The 20,291-nt window shown below is 41.9% G+C and carries 15 protein-coding genes; 13 read left to right on the forward strand and 2 right to left on the reverse strand.

Features of this window, described 5'->3' with window-relative positions; genetic code table 11:
- Positions 1 to 177: 177 nt before the first annotated feature.
- From KJK34_RS01290 to KJK34_RS01310, 5 genes are all read left to right on the forward strand, one after another.
- Positions 178 to 4,611: a translocation/assembly module TamB domain-containing protein gene (locus tag KJK34_RS01290; RefSeq protein ID WP_236937556.1), complete on the forward strand. Its 4,434-nt coding sequence runs from the start codon at positions 178 to 180 to the stop codon at positions 4,609 to 4,611.
- Between the two features lie 189 nt (positions 4,612 to 4,800).
- Positions 4,801 to 5,787 carry a 6-phosphofructokinase gene (pfkA, locus tag KJK34_RS01295; RefSeq protein ID WP_223052035.1) on the forward strand — a complete coding sequence of 329 codons (987 nt, stop codon included), beginning with the start codon at positions 4,801 to 4,803 and terminating at the stop codon, positions 5,785 to 5,787.
- Positions 5,788 to 5,823: 36 nt separating this feature from the next.
- Complete coding sequence (gene gap, locus KJK34_RS01300) at positions 5,824 to 6,825, forward strand: type I glyceraldehyde-3-phosphate dehydrogenase (protein ID WP_223052036.1); 1,002 nt, start codon at positions 5,824 to 5,826, stop codon at positions 6,823 to 6,825.
- A gap of 147 nt (positions 6,826 to 6,972) precedes the next feature.
- Positions 6,973 to 7,821, forward strand: a complete 849-nt coding sequence (locus KJK34_RS01305) for a BadF/BadG/BcrA/BcrD ATPase family protein (protein ID WP_223052037.1) — start codon at positions 6,973 to 6,975, stop codon at positions 7,819 to 7,821.
- Positions 7,822 to 7,833: 12 nt separating this feature from the next.
- A complete protein-coding gene (locus tag KJK34_RS01310; protein ID WP_223052038.1) occupies positions 7,834 to 8,208 on the forward strand; it encodes a methylglyoxal synthase in 375 nt (124 codons plus the stop codon).
- Here KJK34_RS01310 and KJK34_RS01315 read toward each other — a convergent pair.
- Complete coding sequence (locus KJK34_RS01315) at positions 8,189 to 8,569, reverse strand: RidA family protein (protein WP_223052039.1); 381 nt, start codon at positions 8,567 to 8,569, stop codon at positions 8,189 to 8,191. The genes KJK34_RS01310 and KJK34_RS01315 overlap by 20 nt on opposite strands.
- 13 nt (positions 8,570 to 8,582) lie before the next feature.
- Positions 8,583 to 11,366 carry a putative LPS assembly protein LptD gene (locus tag KJK34_RS01320; RefSeq protein WP_223052040.1) on the reverse strand — a complete coding sequence of 928 codons (2,784 nt, stop codon included), beginning with the start codon at positions 11,364 to 11,366 and terminating at the stop codon, positions 8,583 to 8,585.
- 35 nt (positions 11,367 to 11,401) lie between these two features.
- Between KJK34_RS01320 and KJK34_RS01325 the strand changes: the two genes are divergently transcribed.
- From KJK34_RS01325 to KJK34_RS01360, 8 genes are all read left to right on the forward strand, one after another.
- Complete coding sequence (locus KJK34_RS01325; RefSeq protein WP_223052041.1) at positions 11,402 to 12,553, forward strand: N-acetylmuramoyl-L-alanine amidase family protein; 1,152 nt, start codon at positions 11,402 to 11,404, stop codon at positions 12,551 to 12,553.
- Between the two features lie 98 nt (positions 12,554 to 12,651).
- Positions 12,652 to 13,590, forward strand: a complete 939-nt coding sequence (locus tag KJK34_RS01330) for an MlaD family protein (protein ID WP_223052042.1) — start codon at positions 12,652 to 12,654, stop codon at positions 13,588 to 13,590.
- 38 nt (positions 13,591 to 13,628) lie between these two features.
- Positions 13,629 to 14,960, forward strand: a complete 1,332-nt coding sequence (locus KJK34_RS01335) for a 4Fe-4S dicluster domain-containing protein (RefSeq protein ID WP_223052310.1) — start codon at positions 13,629 to 13,631, stop codon at positions 14,958 to 14,960.
- Between the two features lies 1 nt (position 14,961).
- Positions 14,962 to 15,411, forward strand: coding sequence for an LNS2 domain-containing protein (locus KJK34_RS01340; RefSeq protein WP_223052043.1), 450 nt, complete (start codon positions 14,962 to 14,964; stop codon positions 15,409 to 15,411).
- A gap of 3 nt (positions 15,412 to 15,414) precedes the next feature.
- Positions 15,415 to 16,209, forward strand: a complete 795-nt coding sequence (locus KJK34_RS01345) for a (Fe-S)-binding protein (protein WP_223052044.1) — start codon at positions 15,415 to 15,417, stop codon at positions 16,207 to 16,209.
- Between the two features lie 17 nt (positions 16,210 to 16,226).
- Complete coding sequence (locus tag KJK34_RS01350; protein WP_223052045.1) at positions 16,227 to 16,709, forward strand: ABC transporter ATPase; 483 nt, start codon at positions 16,227 to 16,229, stop codon at positions 16,707 to 16,709.
- Between the two features lie 86 nt (positions 16,710 to 16,795).
- Positions 16,796 to 19,741: a serine hydrolase domain-containing protein gene (locus tag KJK34_RS01355; RefSeq protein ID WP_223052046.1), complete on the forward strand. Its 2,946-nt coding sequence runs from the start codon at positions 16,796 to 16,798 to the stop codon at positions 19,739 to 19,741.
- A gap of 5 nt (positions 19,742 to 19,746) precedes the next feature.
- On the forward strand, positions 19,747 to 20,202 hold the full coding sequence (locus KJK34_RS01360; RefSeq protein WP_223052047.1) for a DUF1801 domain-containing protein: 456 nt from the start codon (positions 19,747 to 19,749) through the stop codon (positions 20,200 to 20,202).
- Positions 20,203 to 20,291: the final 89 nt, after the last annotated feature.

Consider the following 20,291-nt stretch of genomic DNA (forward strand, 5'->3'; position numbering starts at 1 on the left):
AGGCACGGTATTTGGAATAGCAAAAACAGGCTGTTGCAGTTTTACAATTAACAAATTTGCATACTTTTGTTCAATAATTGCCGGTAGCTGCCATCGCACAAATTTAAAACAATTAGCAGTATCAAAAAATTTAAAAAAATACTCATACGCACATTAATAGGTCTCATCCTGCTTTTATTGCTTTTGGGTATTGCTTTGTCGCTGCCTGTGGTGCAGACAAAAATAGCGCAGTATGCCACAAAAACCCTTAATGAAGACTTTGGTACCAACATACAGGTAGATAAAGTTGCCATTTCTGTTTTTGGTACAGTAAAACTGAAAGGCGTACTGATACTGGACCATCATAACGATACACTTATTTCTGCCAATCGAATACAAACCAATATTTTAAGTTTCAGGCAGCTTACAAAAAACCACTTCGGCTTTGGCACCATTCGCGCAGAAGCGTTAATCTTCCACATGAAGACTTATAAGGGCGAAGACTCCAGCAACCTTGATGTTTTTGTAAAATCGTTCGATAACGGCAAACCGGGCGATGGTTCTTTCCGCCTAAAGGCGGATGAGCTTTTTGTAACCAACGGGCGTTACAGGCTTACCAATGAAAACGCCGTAACCGCTAAAGTGCTCGATTTTACAAAGCTTAACGGCCAGCTTAACGGCTTTTCCATAAAAGGTCCAAATGTTAGTGCCGGTATAGTTAAGCTTTCGCTTAAAGACCACAGGGGGCTTTTTGTAGAAAACCTTTCGGCAGATTTTAGCTATACTTCCACCAATATAATATTGAATAACCTCGACCTGCTTACTACCAATTCAGCCTTGCAGGGTAATGTAAAGCTTACCTATACCCGCGAGGATATGAAAGATTTTGTTAATAAAGTTAAGTTCGACTTTCAGGTACATAAGGCCGCAGTAGCTACCAAAGACCTTAATTACTTTTATAATGAGTTTGGCGATAACCGCAAGTTCTACCTTTCTACAACGCTTAAAGGCCCGCTTAACAACTTTGTGCTTCACAACCTTAAACTGCTTGATGCCCGCAACAGCGAAATTATAGGTACTGTAAATTTCCGTAATCTTTTTGATAAAGAAGGCCCCGGCTTTTATATGGATGGCAATTTTGACCGTGTAGCCTCAGAATACGGAAACCTGCGCGAAATAATGCCACGTATTTTAGGCAAGAGCCTGCCTGCAGTACTTGAAAAGCTGGGCAGGGTAGATATGCAGGGGCATGTAACACTTACCAAACAATACTTGGACACCAATTTATATGTGCTTTCTGAGCTTGGCGAAGGAGAGGCAGATGTAAATATAACACAGTACAATAAACCTTCTGAAGCGGTATATAAAGGAGAAGTTTACCTTAATGGCTTTAATGTGGGTGCGCTGCTTGATAATAAAACGGTAGGTACAGCCACGGCGCACTTATCTGTAAACGGCAAAGGATTCAATAAAGAATCTTTAAACACCATGATTAGCGGGCACATAGACCAGCTTGCTTTTAATGGGTATAATTATAAAGATATTACTATAGACGGTACTATGAAATGGCCGTTTTTTAAAGGCAATATAGACAGTAACGACAAAAACCTGCTGATGTCTTTTGATGGTATGGCTGATATGAGCAGGAAAAGCAGCTTTTTCGATTTTCATGCGCAGGTAGATTATGCCGACCTTGTAGCGCTTAAGCTGATGAAGAAAGATACCCTGTCTATCTTTAAGGGAGACCTTATGCTTGATGCTACCGGTACCAATTTAAACAACCTTGCAGGTAAATTACAAATAACAAGGCTTTCATACCAAAACAGCAGGGACAGCTACTATTTTGAAGACTTTTTAGTCGAGTCGTCTTTTGATGAAGAGAATGTGCGGACTATTACATTTAACTCAACAGATATTGTAGAAGGTCGTATAAGAGGCAAGTTTGATACAGGCCAGTTGCCAAAACTGGTAGAGAATGCATTGGGCAGCCTTTATACCAACTATTCGCCGCATAAGGTTAAGCCCGGCCAGTTTCTTGATTTTGATTTTACTATCTACAATAAAATTGTGGGGATAGTATTGCCGGATGTATATGTAGGGCAAAACACAAGGCTGAAAGGTAGCATAAATGCTGATAAAGGTGATTTCGATTTAAATTTTGATTCCCCTAACATAGCGCTGAACAACAATACCTTCAATAACATCAGTATCGATATCGATAATAAAAACCCGCTGTATAATGCTTATATCCGTATGGACAGCCTTAGCTCAAAAAGCTATACCATATCCGATTTTAACCTTATAAATGTAAAATATAACGATACGCTTCAGCTAAGGGCAGAATTTAAAGGCGGGCGTGAAGCTAAAGACTATTTTAACCTTAACCTGTACCACACGATCAACGAACAGAATAAATCGGTAGTGGGCTTTAAAAAGTCAGAGATCAATTTTAAAGATTACCTGTGGTACATTAATGAAGAAGATGAGCAGGATAATAAAATTATCTTCAACAAAAAACTGACCGATTTTACTATTGATAAAATATCCATTTCGCATAACGAGCAACGCATGGAATTTATGGGTACAATTAAGGATTCGACCTATAAAGACCTGAAGCTGACTTTTAACGATGTAGCGCTTGAGAAGATTACACCCTCGCTTGACAGCCTTGAATTTGGTGGAAGCATAAACGGTGATGTAACCCTTAAGCAAAAGCGAGATGAATACCAGCCTCAGTCTATGCTTACCATAAACGGGCTGAGGATGAACAACCATATTTTAGGCGACCTCGACCTGCAGATATACGGAGACCGCAACCTGCGAAGGTTCAATGTGAGCTCTACCATTTTTAAAGAAGATGAAGAAAAGCTATATACCTATGGTACAATTGATATTGTGAACAGGCAGACCGAGCTTTCGCTTGATGCTATTTTTACTGATTTTGATATCAGCTTTCTTGAGGTATGGCTAAAAGGCGTTTTTCCTGATATAAGAGGTGTTGCAACAGGGCGTGCGGCTATTGTGGGCAACGTTAAAGAACCTGAGATAGACGCAAGGTTTTACCTTCAGGATGCGGGGCTTAGGATTGGCTACCTTAATACGGATTATAATTTCGAGCAAAATTCGGTATTAGACCTTACGGAAGAGGGTATATACTTCAGGAGGCCGAAACTGACAGACACAAAACATAATACATCGGCTTACCTTAACGGCAAGGTTATCCATAACTTTTTTAAAGACTGGGCACTTGATTTAAGCCTGGAGTCAGACCGCATTCTGGTTCTTGATACTCAGGATAGCGACGATGCATTATTTTATGGTACGGCGTTTATTAAAGGTACTGCCAGTATTACGGGGCCTACCAATGCATTATTTATTCAGGCCAATGCAGAGTCGGAAGAAGGTACTGATATAAAAATACCGCTTAACAATACAGGTGCTGCCGGTACAACGCCTTATATCGACTTTCTTAGCCCTGAAGAAAAAAATAATCCTGATTTAAACTATATCGCCAATACCAAGACCTACAAAGGCCTTGAGATGAAGTTTGACCTGAACATTACTCCCGATGCCAACATCGACATTATAATTGATAAGAATTCAGGCCATGGGCTTTCTGCAAGGGGTAACGGTACTATGCTACTTGAGATTAACACACTGGGCAAGTTTAACATGAATGGTGATTTCTCTGTAAAAGAAGGTGTATATAATTTTAAATATGCAGGTCTCTTTGATAAAGAGCTGACCGCAAGGCCGGGTGGGTATATCAGTTGGGCGGGAGACCCTACCAGGGCTATACTAAACCTTGAGGCAGTCTATAAAACACAGGCAAACCCATCAGTGCTTTTAGAAAATGCATCGTTTAACAGGAACATCCCTGTAGAGGTTGTTATTCAGCTTACCGGAAACCTTATGCAGCCGCAACACGAGTTCCAGATTAATTTCCCTAACGTGAGCTCTGTGGTGCGTTCTGACCTTGAGTACAGGCTTACCGACCCTGACATGAGGCAGAAGCAGGCGCTCTCACTATTATATCAGCGTGCTTTCCTCAGCCCTAATAACGCCAATTCACTTGCTTATGCACCACTTCTGGAAACAGCAAGCAGCCTGTTTAATGATATTTTGAGCGATGATGACAGTAAACTTCAGGTAGGTGTAAATTACGTTCAGGGAGAGCGTAACCCTTATGTAGAAACCAACAGCCAGCTTGGGGTAACCCTTTCTTCTCAGATTAGCGACAGGATAACGGTAAACGGACAGGTGGGTGTGCCTGTGGGAGGGGTAAATGAGTCGGCTATAGTGGGCAATATAGAGGCTCAGTTCCGCCTTAATGAAGAGAATACCTTCAAAGCAAGGGTATTTAACCGTGAAAATGACATTAACTTTTTAGGAGAGGGCATAGGCTATACGCAAGGTGTAGGTTTAACGTATGAAGTCGATTTTAATACACTGAGTGAGCTCTGGCAAAAGCTGTTTAAGGAAAAGCCGGAGGTGAAGCAGGATAATAACGATGGTACGGATATACCTGATTCTGAACTTTCTCCCGAATTTTTAGAGTTCGCAGAGCGCAGGAACAGGAAGAAGCCAAACACCGAAGAAAAAGAACCTGAACGCATCCCTGAAACGGATTAATCATTAATAAGACAATACTATAAAGGCAGCTTGATGTTAAATTTAGCTGTCTGTTTTATTTTAAAATGCTAAATAAGAGAAAAAACTTATTAACGAAAACGTTTGAAATGTTATAGAATTATTAATGGATTGCATTTACAGATAAATTTATTGTATTAAATTATTAATTTTACAATTAAATATTAAAAAATGTCTGTAAATATCAAAAAGGTAGGCGTGCTAACTTCAGGAGGTGACTCACCCGGAATGAATGCCGCAATAAGGGCCGTAGTGCGTACCTGCGCTTTTCATAATATAGAGTGTGCCGGTATATACCGCGGCTATCAGGGAATGATAGAAGGTGATTTTAAAGAGATGAACGCACGTAGCGTTAACAACATAATAAACAAAGGCGGAACAATACTTAAATCGGCAAGGTCTAAAGAATTCATGACAGCCGAAGGCCGCAAAAAAGCCCACCAGAATTTAGTAGATAATAATATAGATGCCCTTGTGGTAATTGGCGGTAACGGCAGCTTTACAGGCGCCCTTATCTTTAACTCTGAATATAACTTCCCTGTAATAGGCATACCCGGTACTATAGATAATGATATTTATGGCACCAGTTTTACGCTTGGTTATGATACCGCGCTTAATACCGTGGTTGAAGTTATAGATAAGATACGCGATACTGCCAGTTCGCACAACAGGCTTTTCTTTGTAGAGGTAATGGGGCGCGATGCAGGACATATTGCACTTAATGCAGGTATTGGTGCCGGTGCCGAGGAGATACTCATTCCTGAAGAAGATATGGGGCTCGACAGGCTGTTAGAATCATTAAGGAAGAGTAAGGCTTCAGGTAAATCATCAAGCATAGTGGTAATTGCCGAAGGCGATAAAATAGGTAAGAACGCCTTTGAGCTTAAAGATTACGTGGAAGAGAATATGCCTGAATATGATGTGCGTGTATCTATATTAGGCCACATGCAGCGCGGTGGTACCCCAAGCTGTTTTGACAGGGTACTGGCGAGCCGCCTTGGTGTAAAAGCTGTAGAAACACTGCTCGACGGCAAATCGAATTATATGGTGGGGCTTATCAAAGACGAAGTGGTGCTTACCCCGCTTGAAAATGCCGTAAAAGGCAAATCTTACATAGATAAAGAACTTATCCGCGTGAGTGATATTGTATCTATATAAAACAACGAAATAAAACTGTAAACTAAAATCACAAAAATGGCAAAAGTAAAATTAGGAATTAACGGTTTCGGCAGGATTGGCCGTATCGTATTCCGCGAAACAATAAACAGGGATAATGTAGAGGTAGTGGCAATTAATGACCTTTTAGAGGTTGACCACCTTGCCTACCTTTTAAAATATGACTCTGTACACGGTAACTTTAAAGGAGAAGTTGAGGTGAAAGACGGTAACCTTTACGTGAACGGTAAGCATATCCGCGTTACGGCAGAGAAAGATCCATCTGTACTTAAATGGGATGAGGCAGGAGTTGATGTGGTTGCCGAATGTACAGGTATCTTTACAACGCTTGAAAAAGCACAGCTGCACATAGATGGTGGCGCTAAAAAAGTGGTAATATCGGCACCATCGGCAGATGCGCCAATGTTTGTAATGGGTGTTAACCACGATAAGGCTACAGCTAACGATACAATAGTATCTAACGCATCTTGTACCACAAACTGTCTTGCACCGTTAGCTAAGGTTATTAATGATAACTTCGGCATTGAAGAAGGTTTAATGACAACTATACACGCTACAACAGCTACACAGCTAACTGTAGATGGCCCATCTAAAAAAGATTTCCGCGGTGGCCGTGCTGCATTGCTTAACATCATACCGGCAAGTACAGGTGCTGCCAAAGCGGTAGGTAAAGTAATACCGGAACTTAACGGAAAGCTTACAGGTATGTCTATGCGTGTTCCCGTAGCAGACGTTTCTGTAGTAGACCTTACGGTTAAGCTGAAAAAAGAAACTTCTTACGAAGAAATAATGAGTGTTCTTAAAAATGCTTCTGAAACCGATATGAAAGGCATACTTGGCTTTACGGAAGATGATGTGGTTTCTCAGGATTTTATATCAGATTCAAGAACGAGCATTGTAGATGCAAAAGCGGGAATTGGCCTTAACTCAACTTTCTTTAAGCTGGTTTCGTGGTATGACAACGAGTATGGCTACTCAAGCAAGCTAATAGATTTATCAGTGCATATCGCATCATTGTAATATATTTTTTAATTTATCCCGTCTTTTACAGGTAAAGACGGGATTTTTATTTTTTTGCAGAAAACAACTTAACATAACCCATACCTAAAAATACCAATACTTTAATATTGCGAACTTAACTTAACTATAAACTAACTCTCAATCATTATGAAATTATTAGTTGACAGTGGTGCTACAAAGGCTGACTGGATTGCGCTGGATGAGAACGGCGACAGGCTTTTTACCACACAAACGCTTGGCCTTAGCCCTGAGGTTATAGACAGGGAAGAAGCCATAGAGCGCCTTGAAGCACGTTTTGACATATATAATAACCGTAACGATGTAACCAGCCTTTTCTTTTATGGGGCAGGCTGCGGTACCGACAGGATGAAAAAATTCATGACAGAAATTTTTCAGGAGTTTTTCCCGAATGCCGAAGTTACCGTTAAGGAGGATACGTATGCAGCGGCCTATGCCACTAACCCTACTAACGAAAAAGCGATTATATGCATACTGGGCACAGGCTCTAACTGCAGCTATTTTGATGGCGAGGAGCTGCACCAGAAAGTTCAGTCATTAGGCTATATTGCAATGGACGATTGCAGCGGCAATCGTTTCGGGCGCGACCTTTTGCGTGCTTACTACTTCAATAAGATGCCGAAGGAACTGTCTGAAAAGTTTGAGAAGGAGTATAATCTTGACCCTGATGTTATAAAGCATAACCTTTATAAAGAACCGAACCCTAATGCCTACCTTGCCACTTTTGCAAAGTTTTTAATACAGCACAGGGAGCACACCTTTATTAAAGGTATTATTACAGATGCCATGCAGGTTTTTGTAGATAACTATATTACCCAGTATGATAATGCGCATGAGGTACCTGTACATTTTGTAGGCTCTATTGCGTTTTACCTGAAAGCAGAGCTTGCAGAGGTTTTACAGAAAAACAACCTTAAGCTGGGCAACGTGCTAAGGAGGCCAATTGACGGGCTTATAGAATATCACGAGCTAAACTAACTGCTATATTATATGGAAATAGCCATCATAGCACATGACGGTATGAAAGCCGGGATGGTTCAGTTCTTAAACAAGCATAAGGATATTCTCATAAACGAGAATATCCGGCTTGTAGCTACCGGGACAACCGGTAGTAAGGCCGAAGAGGCAGGTTTTACTGTAAACAAAATGCTGTCGGGTCCTTTGGGTGGTGATGCGCAGATTGCGGCACGTGTGGCAGAGGGCAAAACCAATATGGTATTCTTTTTTAAAGATCCGCTGGCAAGCCACCCGCACGAGGCAGATATCAATATGCTGATAAGGGTTTGCGATGTGCACAATGTGCCGCTTGCAACAAACCCTGCAACTGCTGAACTGCTGCTTCTGGCTATTTCACAGCAATCATAGAAATCTCTACATTTACATTCTTAGGCAGGCATGCCACCTGAACCGTTTCTCTTGCAGGAGCGGTTTTTTCATTAAAATAAGCACCATAAACGGTATTTATACGAGCAAAGTCGTTCATGTCGCTTATAAATATGGTAGCTTTTATCACGTTTTCAAAATCCATTCCGGCAGCTTCAAGTACCGCTTTCATGTTCTCCATAACCTGGCGCGTTTCATCTTCGATAGTGTCGGTTACAAGCTCTCCGTTTTCAGGATTAATAGCTATCTGTCCGGATGTATAAAGTGTGTTGCCGCTAAGTACAGCCTGGCTGTATGGTCCTATTGGTGCAGGCGCTTTTTCTGTAAATATAATTTTTTTCATAGTATGGTTAAAGTTAGTTTCCAAGTACACGGTCAGGCACCTGGCGCTTGTCATATTTAATATCACTAAGTACAGATGATTTTATCCCGATAAAAAAGCCCCAGTAGGTATTATCGCCAAACGGAACCCAGTTAAAATCCATACGCCAGCTAAGCAGGTCGCGCTCAAAGCGTAGCTGGGTAAATGTTACCCCCTGTTGCACAAAATCATAACCTGATGAAAAGCCCATCTTCCACCTCGGGGTTAAATCAATATTACCCGATACCATTATAGAGTTACCCGTTATTTTGCTTTGCCTGTTAGCGTTGCTGTAGGTGAGGGAATAGGCAAAGCGCAAATCCCAAGGCAGTTTTGCATTAAAGAAAGTACCTCCTGTCTTGTCTTCCGCATCGGCATCCTCGTCATCATCAAACATACTCTGTCGCCTGTCGCTCAGGTCAACCGCAGTACCAAATAGGTCATCTTCGCGCCCACCATTGCGTGCTGTCTGGCTGTCCCCGTCCTTACCTTTTCCTGTCTTGCCATCTTTGCTGGATACAGAATAGTTAACCGTAAAGTTGGCACTTGTCATCCTGAACAGGCTACCGCCGTTATCTATGTTGTAACGCTCAATCCTGTTACCATTATTATCTATTGCATAAGGGTCTAACGTAGTACCAAAGTTAATATTCATTTTTTGGTTAAGCAGGTTGGTTCCTGCTGTAATGCGCAAAGGCGACCATGCAAGCGAGTCGGCAGCTATGTTATATGTGGTGGCAAGGTTAAGGTTGTTAAGCAGCATTATTTTTTTAGGCTCTTCTGCTGTTTCGTCATCATTCCTCACTTTGGCTTCAAAGGTGTTGTTTACCGAAAGTCCTATGTTATTTGCGAGATTATTACCGGGTGCCCCAAACAGGCCGTTTTCAAATCTTGTATAATCCCTGTAATTTCCTGCTGCATCAAGCTGATAAGTATCCCAGTACTGGTCAAAAGCAGGGGTGTAGCTGTATGATACTGCCGGGCGCATAACGTGCCTTATGGCCTGTACTTTTTTATCTTCCCCGAAATTAAAAGTACCATATATAGTAGTACCTATGCTCGATGAAAAGTTATAAGTGCGGTAGCTGTCAAAACCTTTCAGGTCGCGTATTTCAGCCTCGTTAGTATTAGTGTTATAAAAGCGTTCAACAGTATTCATTACCCAGGTTTCCTGGTAATTTGTACCTGCCGATACACTAAAATATTTAAACACTTTAAAATTAGTGCTTAAAGGTATGCTATGCTGTAGGCCCGAACGCGCATCCCTGAACATTTCCGGCTTAAAGAACAGCGAATCGGTTGTGGTGATCCTGTTTTCTCCCCTCAGGTTATATTGCAGGTTTAAATTTTTGATGAATCCTTTTTTTGGCGCATCTGCCGGGGCAAAAGGGAAAATCCTGTCAACGCTTGCCTGTAAAGTAGGCAGCGTCATGTTTATAACCTCGGTGTTCGTATTCTGGCTATGTGTGGCACTTAGCGAAAAGTTAATTTGAGGTACTGTCTGGAATGTTTTGGAATACGATATTGATGACTGTAATGTGTTGTTAAGGCTTGCCCCAATATTGGCAAGGTTTTGCGACTGCCTGTAATACTGGCTGGAACCGAGGTTAACACTTGCAGCAAAACGCGAGTTAGGGTTGGCCTTGGCGTCCTGATTGTGCGACCATTGAATGTTATATTGTCTTGAGCGCGCATAGTCTGGGAAACCGCGTTCGCTCTGCACCGTATTTTCAAACCTCAGGTTAACGTTACCGCTAAACCTGTACCGTTTTGCATAGCTCGACTGAAAGCGCAAACCATAGCTGCCGTTGGTAAAATAATCTCCTAATACAGTTAAGTCATAATAATCGCTGAGAGCAAAGTAATATCCTCCGTTTTGCAGGAAGTAACCCTGCCGGTTATTCTCCCCGAATGTTGGCACTATAAAACCCGATTCAGCCTCGTCTGTCATCGGGAAAAAAGCAAACGGTAATGCCACGGGTGTGGGTACATCGGCAATAACCATATTGGTAAAGCCAACCACTACTTTTTTGTTTGGTACCAGCTTAATTTTGTCGGTATAAAAATAATATTCGGGGTTATCTATATTTTTAGAGGTGGTAAAGCGTGCCCCTTTTATAAAGTATACAGAATCGTTTTCTTTCTTGGTTATTTCACCCTTAACACGAAATTCCCCCTGATCGGTGCGTGAGTTCCAAACCCTTGCCTTTTTGGTTACTGTATTAAAATGTATCGAGTCTGCTTCCACAACATTTGTACCCTGCTTAAAATAGGGCATTTGGGTGTAGTTGCCTAATGAGTCTTTAATACGCCCGGCATACACCTCATTTTTTTCATAATTCATTTTTATGATACCGGCTTTCAACTCTATATCCTTATAATACAGCTCGGCTTCATTATACAGTGTAAGCTCTTTTGTTTCCTGGTTTAGCTCTTCATAGTCTTTTGCCACGCGGTGCACTTCGCCATCCAGTGCCGATTTGCTTCTTTTTACCGTGTCGGGAACTTTTACTGTGCTGTCTGCAGACTTTATTGCCTCTTCTTCCGTTTTAAGTATAAGGGGTTTATTAGTGTCATTTTTTTCCTGCGGAACGGTTACAGACTTTGGTGTTTCCTGTGCCCATAGTGCTGATGTGCCCACTGTTAGGAAAATTGCTGATAAAACGATATGGAGAAAGTTTGCGCGCAACTGTATTAATACTATTTTTGTAAAAAAGTGGCTTATTTTTTGGAGTGTCAAACTTACGATAATTTTGTGAAAATATTCCACCGATTGCATTTTAACACTTACACGTAAATTAACGCTTTAGCATAATGAAAGGGATTAAGGATATTAAACTGGCATTTGTAGTTTTTATTATATTCAGCAGCATTTGCCTGGGGCAATCCGGCTCTAAATTTAAAGTGGTGCTAGATGCCGGGCACGGCGGCAAAGACTATGGCGCCATATACCACGGCTTTGCCGAAAAAAACATTGCACTTAATGTCGCGCTAAAGGTAGGTAAGCTTTTAGAAAAGCATTCTGATGTAGAGCTTATTTATACCCGGAAGTCAGATGTTTTTATAGAGCTGAACGAAAGGGCCAACATAGCTAATGATGCAAAGGCGAATATATTTGTTTCAATCCACTGCAACGGCGCGGTAAACCAGTCGGCATTTGGTACAGAAACGTTCGTTATGGGTTTAACCCGTAATGCCAGTAACCTTGAGGTGGCGAAGAAAGAGAATGACGTGATTTACCTTGAGTCCGATTATAAGGTTAAATATAAGGGGTATGATCCTAATAAGCCTGAAACGGCAATAGGTTTTGAGATTATGCAGCAGGAATACTTAGACCAGAGTATAGACCTTGCGAGTAAGGTTCAGGATGCTTTTACGTATGACCTTAAAAGAAAGAGCAGGGGCGTTAAGCAGGCGGGCTTCCTGGTACTGAGGAATATTTACATGCCCCGCATTCTTATCGAGCTTGGGTTTCTTTCGCACAAGCCTGAAGGGGAATACCTTAATTCAGAAGCAGGGCAGGACAAGCTGGCAAAAGCCATTGCAGATGCAATACTGGCTTATAAGAAAGAATATTTCATACCACTGGCCCAGAGCACTGTTAAGCCTGAGCCTGCAAAAGTAATAAAGCCTGAACCCGAAGCAGAACCGGTGGCTGTAAAACAATCTAACGACAGCAAAGCAACTGCTGACGGCGTTATTTATAAAGTACAGATTGCTGCAAGCAGCAAAGACCTTGAAACAGTACCTTCTAATTTTAACGGGTTAGATGATATAAGTAAAGATACAAGCACATCCGTAATCAAGTATTTTTACGGCAGCACTGGCAGTTATGACCAGGCTAAAGAGTTGCAGGCGCAGGCCAAAGCAAAGGGCTTCGATTCTGCATTTGTAGTAGCCTTTGCCAACGGCAAGAAAATATCTGTGCAGGAAGCATTAAAAATTCAGGGTAATTCTAAACGATAGCATATCAATAAAGTAGCAGGTGTTTGGATATTATTAATTTTTTATTCACACTTGTATATAATTTATTATCCTACTTTTGTTAAAAAAACAGTCAGATTTTGAAAGTAACAAGAGAAGTTAAAACAGCAATACTGGTTATCGGCGCGGTACTGGTATTTATTTGGGGGTACAGTTATTTAAAAGGCAGGGATTTATTTAATTCCAGCCGTACATTTTATACTATATATGAAAACGTAGAAGGGCTTTCACCTTCGGCACCCGTTACCTACAACGGGCTTGTTATTGGTAAGGTAACCTCTATAACTCCGGAAGCAAAAGGAAAGCTGCTTGTAAAAATGCAGATAAGCAACAATGAAGTTTTTATTTCTGAAACCAGCAGGGCGGTTATGAACCAGCCAAGTATAGTGGGAGGAAAAGAAATAGCGATTTTAGCCGATTATAAAAACACCAAGCCTGCCGAAGACGGCGCTTACCTTGAAGGTACCGAAGAACCCGGAATGATTTCGAGTGTGGGGCAGCAACTGGCACCACTGCAAAACAAAGTTGAATCAACTGTTGTTACTGCCGATTCATTACTGCACAACCTTAATAATGTTTTTGATAATCAAACACAGCAAAACCTTCGCAGCAGTATTGCAGACCTTAGCAAAACCATGAAGGAGTTTAGCCGTGCCACTACATCATTAAACAACATGATTTCGGGCAACAGGGAAAAAATTGACGGCACTTTTGAAAACCTTGATAAAACTACTGCCAACCTTGCACAGATAACAGATTCTATAAATGCGGCAAACCTTGCGCAAACCGTAAGGCAGTTAGAGAGCACGCTGGCTAATGTAGATAACATTCTTAATGATGTGCAGTCGGGTAAAGGTACTCTTGGTAAGTTTATGAAAGACGAAGAGATGTACAACAACCTGAACGACGCCTCTAATGAGCTGAAGGAATTACTGGCAGACATAAAGAATAATCCGAAAAGATATGTACATTTTTCTGTTTTTGGAAGAAAAGGTACACCATATGTGGAAACAGAATAATAACTTTGCAAAAAGAAGTACAGGGCTACTATATATTTATGAGTTATATCGACAATATTTTATTTGTTTTACTCCTTGCGGCAGGCTTTGGTTATTTTGCAGTTAATGTAAAAAAACTTGTACGCAATATTAAACTGGGGCGTGATGCCGACCGTAAAGACAATCCTTCGGAACGCTGGTCTAATATGGCTATGATTGCCCTTGGGCAGTCTAAAATGGTACGAAGGCCGGTTGCGGGTATATTGCATATAATTGTATATGTAGGCTTTGTAATTATAAATATAGAGCTGCTCGAAATAATAATCGATGGTATATTTGGCACACACCGCCTGTTCTCTTTTATGGGAGGTTTTTACGGCTTCCTGATAGGATTTTTTGAGGTGCTTGCTTTTGCCGTTATTGTTTCAGTAGTAATTTTCTGGTTGAGAAGGAATGTGGTAAAGCTATGGCGTTTTGCACATGGCGACCTTAAAGGATGGCCGCATAACGATGCCAATTATATATTGTACTTTGAAACGGTGTTGATGATACTGTTCCTTACCATGAATGCTGCCGATTATTATTTGCAGGGTGTAGGGGCAGAGCATTACACGCAGGCTGGTGCATTTCCTGTTTCAGGGTTTATATCCCCTGTTTTTGAAGGTATGGCTACAGATACGGTAATATTAATTGAACGTGCTGCATGGTGGCTCCACATAATCGGTATACTCATTTTTATGAATTACCTGTATTTCTCTAAGCACCTGCATATACTACTTGCATTCCCGAATACCTACTATGCTAACCTTAAGCCTAAAGGGCAATTTGAAAACCTTGAATCGGTAACAAATGAGGTTAAGCTAATGATGGACCCGAATGCCGACCCGTTTGCCGCAGCGCCTGCACCTGCCGAAGGTGAAGTGCCTGCCAAGTTTGGCGCCAGCGACGTGCAGGACCTTAATTGGGTTCAGCTAATGAATGCCTATACCTGTACCGAGTGCGGCAGATGTACGGCATCTTGCCCGGCGAACCTTACCGGTAAAAAGCTGTCTCCGCGAAAAATTATGATGGATACCCGCGACAGGCTTGAAGAGGTAGGCAGGAACATCGATAAAAATAAGGGTACATTTGTAGAAGACGGTAAAACACTTTTGTTTGATTATATAACACCAGAAGAAATTTGGGCCTGTACTACCTGCAATGGCTGCGTGGAAGCCTGCCCGGTAAATATAGACCCGCTTTCAATCATCATGGATTTAAGGAAGTTCCTTGTAATGGAACAAAGTGCCGCGCCAACAGAGCTTAACGGCATGATGGCTAACATAGAGAACAACAGTGCTCCGTGGCAGTATAACCAGATGGACAGGCTGAACTGGAAAGAGGAAGCATAAAATGAATAAGGATAATACAGATAATAACCTGCTGGCGCATACAGAGAATGGCGAAAGTGTTAGTCCTGTATTGCCCGAGGGGATAAAAAATTATCTTATAGATATAGACGGTACCATTTGTGATGACATACCTAACGAAGAGCCGGAACGTATGGTTACCGCAGCCGTTTACCCTGATGCGCTGGAAACGCTTAACAGGTGGTATGATGAAGGGCATGTAATTTATTTCTTTACATCCCGCACAGAGGCACACCGCGCAATAACCGAAGAGTGGCTAAACAGGCACGGCTTTAAATACCACGGTATGATAATGGGCAAGCCCCGTGGCGGCAATTACCACTGGATAGATAACCACCTTGTTAAGGCTACACGTTACAGGGGCAAGTTTACAGATTTAATTGATAAAGAAGTTACCATACAGGTTTTTGATGATGGTAAACATGATACATAAAATATGAGCCAGGAAGAATTAAAAGTTCCCACTATGGCCGAAATGATGGCACAGGGGCAGCAGCCGGAAGTATTATTCTGGGTGGGCTGTTCCGGTAGCTTTGACGACAGGGCCAAAAAAATAACCAAAGCTTTTGTGCGCATACTAAACCGCGCAAACGTATCGTTTGCAGTATTAGGTACTGAAGAGGGCTGCACGGGTGATCCCGCAAAAAGGGCAGGAAACGAGTTTCTTTTCCAGATGCAGGCCATGATGAATATTCAGGTATTGGACGGTTATGAAGTAAAAAAAATAGTTACGGCATGCCCACACTGTTTTAATACTATAAAAAATGAATATCCCGGCCTTGGCGGAAAATATGAGGTTGTACACCACACACAGTTCCTTAAGTCATTACTTGATGAAGGCAGGCTTACAATAGAAGGCGGGCAGTTTAAGGGTAAAAAAATTACCTTTCATGACCCTTGCTATCTTGGGCGTGCCAATAATGTTTATGAAGCGCCGCGTGATCTTATAGAAAAGCTGGATGCTGAACTGATAGAGATGAAGCGCTCACGCCGTAACGGCCTTTGCTGCGGTGCAGGCGGTGCACAGATGTTTAAAGAGCCCGAACCGGGCAGGAAAGATGTAAACGTAGAGCGTACAGAGGAGGCGCTGGAAACCCAGCCGGAGATTATTGCAGCCGGATGCCCTTTCTGTAATACCATGCTTACCGATGGCGTTAAAGCCAAGAACAGGGAAGCTGATGTAAAAGTACTTGATGTGGCAGAGCTTATTGCCAATGCACAGGATTTATAAAAACAGGAGACAGAGATATGTATGTTCCGTTTGAAACATTACCCGAAGATGCGCGCATCTGGATATACCAGGCAAACAGGAAGCTTTCGGATGAAGAGGTAGCTGAAATTGAGCAGGCGCTACAGACGTTTACAGATGGCTGGGCGGCACACGGTACAGGGCTTGAGTCAAGTTTTCTTGTGCGCCACAACCGTTTTATAATACTGGCCGTAAACCAGGAAGTGCAGGCGGCATCGGGCTGCTCTATAGATGCATCTGTACATTTTATACAGGAACTGGAAAAGAAATATAACATAGAGCTGCTCGACAAGATGAATGTAACGTTCAGGCTTGGTGAGCACATTGCGCATAAGCCTCTTATAGAATTCCGCAAAATGGCTAAGAACAAAGCCGTTAGCCCCAAAACCATTGTGTTTAACAATCTCGTAAATACAGTAGGCGAATGGCAGGAATATTGGGAGGTACCTGCCGGGGAAAGCTGGCACAGCCGTTTCTTTTAAGCGGTTTTCCCTGCTAAAGCATTAAAAATCATCATTAACGGCTATTCGATAATGGTGATTTATTATTTTAAAACTATTTGATTACAATGCGGTTAACGGTTTTTTACTTATTGTTGTTCATACAGGTTGCTGTCGCCCAGCAACAGGTTAAGGTTTTTGAGGATTATAAAACCCCTGCCGAGAAAAAATGGGTAGACAGTATTTACAGCAGCATGACCTTTGAAGAAAGGGTAGGGCAGCTTTTTATGGTGGCTGCATACTCTAATAAAGATACCTCTCACATACATGGTATAGATAAGCTTGTAAAAGACTATAAAATAGGTGGCGTTATCTTTTTCCAGGGCGGGCCCGTAAGGCAGGCGCGGCTTACCAACCGTTACCAGGCAGAATCTAAGCTTCCGCTTTTTGTGGGTATAGATGCCGAATGGGGCCTTAGCATGCGTTTGGATTCAACCTATCGCTACCCGTGGAATATGACCCTTGGCGCTGTTCAGGACATGGATCTTATAGAGACGATGGGAGAGCAGATGGGCATGCAGTCTAACCGCATGGGCATACATTTTACATTTGCCCCGGTACTGGATATTAACACCAATCCACTAAATCCTATAATCGGCAACCGCTCTTTTGGAGAAAGCAAAAAAAATGTTACCGAAAGGGCGCTTGCTTATATGAAAGGACTGCAAAGCCAGGGCGTTTATGCAACCGGTAAACACTTTCCGGGACATGGCGATACCGCTGCCGACTCGCATTATTCATTGCCATATCTGCCTTTTTCAGTAGAAAGGCTCGAAGACCTTGAGTTTTATCCGTATAAAAAACTGATTGATGCAGGGCTTGCCAGTGTTATGGTGGCTCACCTTAATGTGCCAAGCATAGAACCAACGCCTAATTACCCTACCTCATTATCCTATAATGTTATTACTAAAATATTACAGGAGCAGATGGGCTTTAAGGGCTTGATTTTTACGGACGCCCTTAACATGAAAGGTGCCAGTAGTTTTTTACAGCCGGGCGCTATTGACCTTGAAGCATTTCTTGCCGGTAATGATGTATTGCTTTTCAGCGAAAATGTACCTGTAGCTATAGAAAAATTCAGACAGGCATACAGCAGCAAGGTGCTCACAGAAGACAGGCTGGCTTATTCCGTACGCAAAATACTTGCACATAAATACAGGTCAAGGCTTAACAAATACAAGCCAATTAATATGAATAATCTGTATGCAGATTTAAATGCCTACGAGTATGACGACCTGAATTACAAGTTATATGAATCGGCGGTAACGGTATTAAAGAATGATGCTGATATTGTTCCGGTTGAGGATCTTGAAAATGAAAATATTGCCTATGTAAAGTTAGGTGATGACAATGGCAACGATTACTTAACCACATTACAAAAATATACTGCAGTAACTGAGGTAAAAGAAGACACACTTCCTAAATTGATGCGTGAACTTGAGAATTACACTAAGGTTATAATCGGTTATCATAAAGCCGATGGCGCATGGAAGAAACATAACTTTTCGGATACAGAGCTTGCCTGGCTCGATACAATAGCAAAACACAAGAAAGTTGTGCTTACAGTGTTTGCTAAACCTTATACCCTGATGTCAGTAAAAGATTTTACGAATATTGAAAGTGTTATACTGGCATACCAAAATAATGCATTTGCCCAAACGGTAGCCGCCGAGATTGTATTCGGTGCTTTGGGTGCTAAAGGTAAAATTCCGGTAAGCATAAATAATGCCTTTGCTGTTAATGACGGCTTACAGACCCGTGAGTTAGGCAGGCTCGGCTTTACCACGCCTCATAATGTGGGTATGAACACCGCCATGCTCACAAAAATAGACCTCATTGCACAAAAGGCAATTAATGAGAAAATGACTCCGGGCCTTCAGGTGCTGGTGGCGCGCAAAGGCAAAGTCATTTACCAGAAATCCTTCGGTTATCATACGTATGATAATGAAATGCCGGTGAAAAATTCAGATATATATGATGTGGCATCTTTAACCAAGATACTCTCTACGCTGCCTGACCTTATGCAGTTATACGACAAGGGAGAAGTAAAGCTTGATGCCAAGCTGGGTAAGATGCTGAAGGAATTTTCACGCACCGATAAAAAGAATATCACACTTAAAGACATGCTGTTGCATCAGGCGCGTTTCCAGCCGTGGATGGCATTCTACCAGCAGACACTGGACAGCAACAAGCAGCCTGACTCTGCCTATTACAGGAAAACATATAGTACTGAGTTCCCGTACCAGATTGCGGAAAACCTTTATATAAGGCGTGATTATCCTGATACTATTATCGCTCAGATTGCCGACAGCAAGCTCCTGCGCAAAAAAGAATATAAGTACAGCGATTTTTCTTTTATCCTGCTTAAGGAATATATAGAACGTAAAACCGGTAAGCCTTTAGATAGGCTTAGTGATGCTGCTTTCTATAAGCCTTTAGGAGCTTCTTACACAACATATAACCCGCTGCGCAAGTTTGATATGTGCATTATCCCGCCAACGGAAGTAGATACTTATTTCCGCCACCAAACCATACAGGGTTATGTGCATGATATGGCTGCCGCCATGCAGGATGGTGTTGCGGGCCATGCCGGTCTATTTTCGAATGCCATGGATGTTGCCAAGATTATGCAGATGTATCTTAATAAAGGCGAATATGGCGGTAAACAATACTTTTCTAAAGAGACCTTTGATACCTTTAACACCTGCTACGCCTGCAAAGACGGCAACAGGCGGGGACTTGGTTTAGACAAGCCACAGATTGAGAAATCAGGGCCAACCTGCGGATGCGTAAGCAAAGAAAGTTTCGGTCACACGGGCTTTACGGGAACAATGGCCTGGGCCGACCCTGAAACAGAGATAGTATATGTTTTTCTTTCTAACCGAACTTATCCTGAAGCAGGTGAAAACCGGTTATCGAAGAACAATATAAGGGAAGATATACAAAAGATAATTCAGGAAGCGATAATGGATGAAACGCCGCAGACAGAACCTGAAGATAATAACACCAAATAGTTTATATGCAATCTGAAGCTGTTACACCACAAGATTACATACAGTCATTACCTGAAGACAGGCAGGCTGCCATGCAGCAATTAAGGCAGGTAATACAGGAAAATCTGCCGGAAGGTTTTAAAGAATGCATGGCCTATGGCATGCTTGGCTATGTTGTGCCGCATGAAACCTATCCGCCGGGCTATCATTGCAACCCTAAGACACCGCTGCCGTTTTTAAGCATTGCTTCTCAAAAAAACTTTATAGCACTGTACCATATGGGGCTCTATGCCGATAAGGAGCTTTATGAATGGTTTGTTGGTGAATATCCCAACAACAGTAAGTACAAACTTGACATGGGAAAAAGCTGCATACGCTTTAAAAAGCCGGAAGCCATACCGTATGAACTAATAGCTGAACTGCTTACTAAGATGACACCACAGCAATGGATTACACTTTATGAAGCAAATTATAAGCGCTGATTTTAGCAGGTTTTATATTACGTTAATTTCATATAAAAACAGGTTTAGCCTGTTTTTTTTATTTAAATTCGTTACTTTATTCTGATACG

The organism is Flavobacterium coralii (assembly GCF_019891545.1).
GTDB lineage: Bacteria > Bacteroidota > Bacteroidia > Flavobacteriales > Flavobacteriaceae > Flavobacterium > Flavobacterium coralii.